The following is a 7407-nucleotide window of genomic DNA, read 5'->3' as shown; positions in this document are numbered from 1 at the left end:
CCCGGCGACTCGGCCGAGAACGAGGCCGCGCGACAGGCCCAGCTGGCCGAAGAGATCCACTACCGCCGCCACATGACGCGCCTGGTCGCGCAGCGCCAGGCCCTGCCGCCCGGCCCGGTCATCGCCAAGGATTACCGCTTCAAGGACGAGCAGGGCTTCGAAGTGGGCCTGGCCGACCTGTTCGGCGACAAGGACACCCTGGTGACGTATTTCTGGATGTACGGCCCGCGGCGCGAACGCCCCTGCCCCATGTGCACCAACTGGCTCGGCTCGGTCGAGGGCAACGCCGCCGACATCAAACAGCGTGTGGCCCTCAAGATCCTGGGCCGCTCGCCGGTGGAACGGCAGTACGCCTTTGCGCAGGAGCGCGGCTGGCGCGACCTGAACTTCGTGCAGACCGTCGGCGACGACTACGCGAAGGATCTGGGCATCCTGATGCCCGATGGCAGCGAGTACCCGGCGCTGGTCGTCTACCAGCGCGATGGCGAAGGCCAGGTACGCCTGTTCTGGGCCAGCGAGATGACCAAGGACATGGCCGACCCGGGCCAGGACCCGCGCGACGCGCCGGACATTGCGTCGCTGTGGTCTATCCTGGACCTCACGCCCGAGGGGCGCCCTGCGAGCTGGTATCCAAAGTTGAAATACTGAGCAAGGTCCGGGCGAGCGCTCAGTTCTTGTCGATCCTGTGAGCCGGCACCGGCCCCGCCAGCATCTTGCGCTCGCGCCACGCCTGCTGCACGAACGGGTCCGTCACCGCATAGGTGCCATGGCCCTTGCGCACGATGAGGTTGGCGTCGCGCAGTTCTTCCGACACGCGCTGCACCTGGTCGGCCGTGACCTCGCGGCCCACGGTGGCGGTGTATTCGGCCAGGGCGTCGGTGGTGAACAGGCCGCTGGCATCGCCTTCCACGCGCGCCACGCGGTCGAAAATCGCGCCCGCGAGCACACCCAGGTCTTCGAGCTTGCGCAGCTCCACGTCGGCCGCCGCGCCCTTGAGCGTCGCGGCGATCACCGGCAGCAGGCGGTCGGCCTCGGCCGGGTCTTCGCGCTGCAGCTGGCGCAGGGCACGGATCAGCTCTTCAGGCCGCCGGCCCAGCAGGTTGAAGGCGGCAGTCGCCACGGGCAGGCTGGGCAGCACGGGTGCGCCCTCCTCGGCAATGCCCTGCAGCACATAGGCCACGTAGTCACCATCGAGCGTGGGGTATTCGACCGAGGTGGCACCGGCAAAGGCGTGCTTGCCCTGCAAGGTCATGCCCACCACCTGGGCGCGGTGCGAGCCCGTGCCGATGAAGAGGAAATGCCCGGGGGTGTCCGGCCGCGGGTTGATGGCATCGCGCGCGGCCTTGATGGCCAGCAGCATCTGCGCGCCATCGTCGCCGGCCAGGGCCTGCTGCACCTCGTCCACGATCAGGACCAGGTCGGTACGCGCCAGCTCGATCACCTCGGTCAGCGCCTGGGCCAGCGTCACTCCGCCCTTGGCCCCCACCTCACTGAGCTGGAAGGCGAACTTGAAGCCCGCAGCGCCCACATCCAGCCCCTTGAGCCGCGCCAGGCGGCTCAGCACACCCGAGCCCGGCGCCTGCAGGTCGGCCAGCGCGCGGCGGATGGCCGCATGCACCAGCGTGGCCGGGTCGGCCTTGGTGTCGGCCCACAGGTCGACATAGATGACGATGGCGCCCTTGGCCTCCAGCGCAGGGATCAAATCCTGGCGCAAAAAGGTGGTCTTGCCGGTGCGGCGCAAGCCCGACAGAAAGAGCCCCGAGCGCAGCCCCTGGTCGAGCAGGCCGGGCTCCAGCAGCTGCTTGGCCATCTGCTCGGCCAGTGCGGGGCGGTGGAAAAGGTCCATTTGGGCAATTTTAGTCAAAACCAATAATTAGCACAAACGACTAAATCCACCTAAAAGCGAGCCAACGCAGTTCACACCGGCGCCAGCACCCGCCACACCGGCAGTTCTGCCCCCGCCACCGGCTCGGCCACGATGCCATTGGCAATCACGCCATCGTCGCTCTCGGCCTCGCAGGCCACCACCGCAATGGCGCCGTAGCGCTGGGCCGTGGCCACCACGCACCAGCCTTCGGGCAGAGCGCGCTGCGTGCGCTGGTGGCTGGCCGTCCAGTGCGTACTGGCCTGGGCCTCCAGGATGGCGGGGCCGGGCTCGGCCACGGGCTGCTGCATCACGGGCACTTCCACCTCCAGCACGGTGCCGGCCGCCACGGGCGTGGTCTGCAGGCCATGGCCCTGCAGCCAGTCGGCCACGGCCTGGGGCATCGCGTAGGCCCAGGGACGCTGCACGGTGGCCGTGGGCACGAAGTGGGCGTAGTGCGGCACCTGCACGCTCACCGGGTCGCCGGTGAGGGTGTAGGGCTCGCGCGTGAGCACTTCCACCGTGGTGCCGGGAATCGCCTCCAGCGCGTAGCGGATGGCGACCTGCTCTGGCGGCTCGGCACAGGCAGCGAGCAGGTCGACGATCTCCTGTCCGTTGGCGGCGGCATAGACCAGCGCCTCGCGCAGCACGGCATAGGTGACCTCCACGCGCTCCTGGTAGCTGATGTAAGAATACGCCTCCAGCAGCACATCGAGCCGGTTGGTCAGCCCGCGGTAGTTGCAGCCAAAGCGCGGGTGATGGGTGTAGGTGATCCAGCCCTGGCCCTGGCCGCCCTCATCGCGCACGAAGTTGCCGTACCAGAAGGTGTCCAGGCCCTCGGTGCGCTTCACCGCGGCCTGTACGGCGGGCATCATGCGCTCGCGCATGTAGGCCACGGGTTCGGCGCGGCCCGTGTGCTCGGTGTGGGGAATGTCGTAGGTCAGCGCAAAGCGGTGGATGGAGCCGTTGGTGGCATGGCAGTCCAGCGTGAGGTGCGGGTTCCACGGCTGGCACACGCGCTGCTGCAAGAGGCGCATCTCGGGTGCCTGCTGGCGCATGTAGTCGCGGTTGAGGTTCACGCCCGCGGCATTGGTGCGCGTGCCGACCAGGGCCGGGCCGTCCTGCCCGCGCAGGTGGGCGATGTCCAGCGGACGGTTGTCGGCGCTCATGCGGTCGTTGCCGTCGGGGTTGAAGAGTGGCACCACGAGCAGCACGGTGCGTTCGAGCAGTTCGGTGCCATGGTCGCCGCGCAACAGGTTGCGCACCAGCATGAGCACGCCCTCCTTGCCCTCCACTTCGCCGGCATGGATGCCGCACAGCATCAGCACCACGGGCAGGCCGCTGGCCTGTGCGGCCTCGGGCGTGTGGTGGCCCTGGGCGGACAGCACCAGCAGCGGCAAGGCGCGCCCCTCGGGCGAGCTGCCGAAGTCGCTGACGTGCAGGCGCGGGTCGCCCAGCGCCGCGAGGCCCTGGACATAGGCCATTACGTCGGCGTGGGTGGAGGTCTCGGTATAGCCGCTGGTTTCGGCACGGGTGAGCAATGGGGTGGTCGTGGGCAAGGACATGGCGGGATGTTAGGGCCAGTTTCCCCCTGTACACCATCACCACTTTGTCGCAAACGGTCTCACCGCTCCAGCCACCACTGGATCAGCACCTTGGCAATGAAGCCGATGAAGCCCACACCCAGACCCAGGAACAACACGAAGGTGCCGAAGCGCCCGGCCTTGGACTCCCAGGCCAGTTGGCCGATGATGAACAGCATGTAGGCGATGAAGGCGCCCACGCCCCAGGTGAGAAAAAAGCCCGAGATCTGCGCCTCGGTAAAACCGAAGATCATGGCCGCCGCCCCACCCTGCCCACGCCCGCGCCCTCGCGCTCCGGCAGGCCCGAGGCATCGACCAGATCCCGGTAGGCATGCCAGCTCGCATGCCCCAGCATGGGCAGCACAGCGATCAGCCCGAGCAGCAGCGAACCCAGGCCCAGCAAGGTGAAGCCCAGGATCAGCGCCGCCCACAATGCCATGGGCAGCGGATTGGCCAACACCGCCTGCCAGCTGGTCAGCACCGCCTGGCGCAGCGTGGCCCGCCGGTCCAGCAGCAGCGGCATGGCCACCACGCTGGAGGCGAAGATGGGCGCGGCCAGCAGGCTGCCCAGCGCCAGCCACAGCGCGAACAGCCGGCCATCGGGCGCCAGCACCACATGGTGCATGAAGTCGAGTGGGGTACGCGCGGGCACCGGTGCCAGCAAGGTGATGAGCGCGGCCGAGGTCAGCACCCAACCCGTGGCCGCCAGCGCCAGCAGCGCGCCGAACTGCACCAGGCACCAGTAATCGTGATCGCCCCATTTGGCGGGGTGGCTGTTCTGCCAGTCCAGCCAGGTGCGGCGCACCAGGGCCGCATTGGCGGGCTCGCCGCGCTCCAGCGCACGGCTCAGTGCATACAGGCTGGTGGCCAATACCGGCGCCACCACCAGAAAGCCCGAAAGCGCCCCCGCCAGCAGCCAGAAGCGGTGGTGCGCCACGGCCAGCAGCACGCCGCCGAACAGCGCCACCGCCAGGCCATGCGCAAAGCTCAGCCAGCCGGTGCGCACCATGTCGCGCCAGGCCAGGGCCAGCCAGGCCAGGGGCTGCATCAGCCCGATGGTGCGCACGGGCGGCAGGGTGGGAGGGGGCTTGGGGCGCATGGTGGCCCCAGTCTCGCGCGCCAGCGCAGTGCGCGCCTTGATCTACGGCAAGAAAAAACGCCGCAGCGCAGCCGATGCTCAGCGTGGCGGCTGCGCCAGCGCCTCGGGGATGGCCTTGAGCAACTCGCGGATGGCCGTGAGGCTGGCCACCGTGGCGTGCGGCGGCTCACCGTGCTGGTCGTGTGCCCAGGGGTGGTTGGGTGTATTGAGCCAGATGGCCTGCATGCCGGCGGCCAGCGCGCCCTGCACATCCAGCGCGGCATCGTCGCCCACATGCAGCACCTCGTGCGGCTGCACCTGCGCGGCGCTGGCGGCGGCCTGGAAGATGCGCACATCGGGCTTGGCGATACCGACCGCGGTGGCGCTGATGCTGGCCTTGAAGTAGTGGCCAATGCCGATGCGGTGCACATCGGCATTGCCGTTGGACAGGGCCACCACCGGGTAGCGCGCAGCCAGAAAGGCCAGCGTGTCGTGCGCATCGGCGAACAGCTCCACGCGCTGGCGCTCGGCGAAGAACAGGTCGAACGCGGGCTCGGCCAGGTCGGGCTCATCACCCGCCTGCGTGAGCGCCAGGCGGATGGATTCACGGCGCAACGCGCTCAGGTCGTGCACCAGATCGGGCCGCAGGGCCACCATCTGGTTGCGGATGGCGCGCAGCGATTCGGTGCTCGAAAACAGCGTGGCCGTGGCGGGCGCGTGCTCGGTCAGCCACTGCAGCAGCACGGCCTCAGCCCGGGTGATGGTGGGCCAGATGGGCCACAGCGTATCGTCCAGGTCGATGCTGATGGCGCGGATGCGGCCGGTGTCGAGCGAGCGGGCCAGGGCGGCGGCGGCGCCTGCGGGCGCCTCGGCAGACGGTTCGGAAGGGGGGGCGGCAGGCATGGTGCCCCGAGAATACCGCAGGCCCCAGGGGCCAGCGCCTGAAGGCCCGCATACCCCGTCCGCCGGATGGGGCGCGTGCATTTGCCACAATCGGGGCCATGCTGCGCACCCCCTTCGCCCCAGAACCCCCCTACAACCACGGCCAGCCCGAACGCACCGCCATCCTGCTGTGCAACCTGGGCACGCCCGACGAGGCCACGGCCCCGGCCGTGCGCCGTTACCTGGGTCAGTTCCTGTCGGACCACCGCGTGGTGGAGATCCCCAAGGCCGCGTGGCTGCCCATCCTGCACGGCATCATCCTGCGCACGCGCCCTGCCAAGTCGGCCGCCAAGTACGCCAGCATCTGGACCCAGGACGGCTCCCCCCTGGCGCTGTGGACCGCCAAACAGGCCACGCTGCTGCGCGGCTGGCTCGGCGAGGCCGGCCACCAGGTGGCGGTGCGCCATGCCATGCGCTACGGCAACCCCTCCATCGCCAGCCAGCTCGATGCCCTGAAGGCCGAGGGCGCCACGCGCATCCTCATCCTGCCGCTGTACCCACAGTACTCGGGCACCACCACGGCCAGCGTGTTCGACGCGGTCTACGCCTGGGCCGCGCGCACGCGCCACGTGCCCGAGCTGCGCTTCGTGAACCGCTACCACGACCACCCCGGCTACATCGATGCGCTGGCCCGCAGCATCGAGGCGCACTGGAAGGTGAATGGCCAGCCCGACAAGCTGGTGATGAGCTTCCACGGCGTACCCGAGCGCACGCTCATGCTGGGTGACCCCTACCACTGCGAGAGCCTGAAGACCGGTCGCCTGCTGGCCGAGCGCCTGGGCCTGCGCCGCGAGCGCTACGTGCTCACCTTCCAGTCACGCTTTGGCAAGGCCAAGTGGCTGGAGCCCTACACCCAGCCCACCATCGAGGCCCTGGGCAAGGCCGGCACGCGCCGGGTGGACGTGGTCTGCCCCGGCTTCACCAGCGACTGCCTGGAGACGCTGGAAGAGATCAACATGGAGGTGCGCGAGGCCTTCTTGCACGCCGGTGGCCAGGAGTTCCACTACATCCCCTGCCTGAACGACAGCAGCCACTGGATCACCGCGCTGAGCCGCATCGCCCAGCAGCACCTGGCGGGCTGGCCCACCGAGCTGGAAGGCGCAGCCGCCCAGGCCGATGCGCGCGAGCGTGCGCTGGCCGGCGGTGCCCCCAAGAGCCCGATGCCGCCAGGCCGCTGACGCGCAAAAACTCCCTTTTTCTTTCCTTGTCGTCTCAACGGCCCCGTTTTCCGAATTGCCGCTCTCCATGTCCGCTTCCGCCCGCGCCCTGCCTGCCCACCAACTGCGGCTCATCGTCGACGCCGCCACGCTGGGCTTTGCCAGCACGGCCGAACTCACGGGCCGGCCCCTGCCCTGGATCGGCCAGGAACGCGCCGAAGCCGCCGCCCGCTTCGGCCTGGCCATGCAGCAGCCCGACTACCACCTCTTCGTGCTGGGCGACGTGGGCAGTGGCCGCGCCTCGCTGCTGCACCAGGCCATGCTGGCCGAGGCCGCGCGCCGCCCCGTGCCGCCGGACCTGTGCTACCTGCACGACTTCGATGCGCCCGAGCGCCCGCGCGCCCTGCGCCTGCCCGCCGGCCAGGGCCGCGTGCTGCGCCAGGCCCTGCAGGACATGGGCACGCGGCTGGAGGCCGAGGTGCCCCAGCACCTGGCCAACCCCGCCTTTTTGGCCGATGCCGCGCGTGTGGAGCAGCGCTGGCAAGCGCAGGAGAACGAAGCCCTGGCCGCGCTCGACGCGTTTGCGCTGGCGCGCCAGCTGCGCCTGGTGCGCACCAACGGGCAGATGGCCATCACCCCCCTGGGCCCGCGCGGCCAGCCGCTCAATGATGCCGAGGCGCGTGTGCTGCCGCCCGGCGCCAGCGCCGCCAGCTGACGCCGGAAGAGCGGCCACAGACCAGTCTCGGAGACACACGGGCCGCCCAGGACCACGCGCCAGAGGTG

Annotated in this window: 8 protein-coding genes; 3 read left to right on the top strand and 5 right to left on the bottom strand. The window is 69.8% G+C overall.

The genetic code is table 11. The annotated features are described in order from the left end of the window. Nucleotides 1-648 (top strand): DUF899 family protein (locus ACK59X_RS13500; protein ID WP_409957835.1); only part of this gene is annotated, 648 nt, incomplete at its 5' end. 19 nt (nt 649-667) lie between these two features. Here the strand turns inward: ACK59X_RS13500 and ACK59X_RS13495 are convergent. From ACK59X_RS13495 to ACK59X_RS13475, 5 genes are all read right to left on the bottom strand, one after another. Next, nucleotides 668-1846, bottom strand: a complete 1179-nt coding sequence (locus ACK59X_RS13495) for an ATP-binding protein (protein WP_409957834.1) — start codon at nt 1844-1846, stop codon at nt 668-670. Between the two features lie 71 nt (nt 1847-1917). Next, entirely contained in the window at nt 1918-3429 is a 1512-nt protein-coding gene (locus tag ACK59X_RS13490) for a M14 family metallopeptidase (protein WP_409957833.1), read from the bottom strand. A 59-nt stretch (nt 3430-3488) separates the two neighbouring features. Further along, nucleotides 3489-3701 carry a DUF2788 domain-containing protein gene (locus tag ACK59X_RS13485; RefSeq protein ID WP_409957832.1) on the bottom strand — a complete coding sequence of 71 codons (213 nt, stop codon included), beginning with the start codon at nt 3699-3701 and terminating at the stop codon, nt 3489-3491. Continuing rightward, on the bottom strand, nt 3698-4546 hold the full coding sequence (locus ACK59X_RS13480) for a DUF2189 domain-containing protein (RefSeq protein WP_409957831.1): 849 nt from the start codon (nt 4544-4546) through the stop codon (nt 3698-3700). The genes ACK59X_RS13485 and ACK59X_RS13480 overlap by 4 nt, the downstream gene beginning before the upstream one ends. A 78-nt stretch (nt 4547-4624) precedes the next feature. After that, complete coding sequence (locus ACK59X_RS13475; protein WP_409957830.1) at nt 4625-5428, bottom strand: HAD-IA family hydrolase; 804 nt, start codon at nt 5426-5428, stop codon at nt 4625-4627. Nucleotides 5429-5529: 101 nt separating this feature from the next. Between ACK59X_RS13475 and hemH the strand changes: the two genes are divergently transcribed. Next, nucleotides 5530-6645, top strand: a complete 1116-nt coding sequence (gene hemH / locus ACK59X_RS13470) for a ferrochelatase (protein WP_409957836.1) — start codon at nt 5530-5532, stop codon at nt 6643-6645. 67 nt (nt 6646-6712) lie between these two features. Further along, complete coding sequence (locus ACK59X_RS13465; protein WP_409957829.1) at nt 6713-7339, top strand: Lon-like protease helical domain-containing protein; 627 nt, start codon at nt 6713-6715, stop codon at nt 7337-7339. Nucleotides 7340-7407: the final 68 nt, after the last annotated feature.

Source organism: Acidovorax sp., from assembly GCF_046339755.1.
GTDB lineage: Bacteria > Pseudomonadota > Gammaproteobacteria > Burkholderiales > Burkholderiaceae_C > Acidovorax.
The sequence above is the reverse complement of the archived record's forward strand: the minus strand, read 5'-3'. Positions and strand labels throughout refer to the sequence as shown.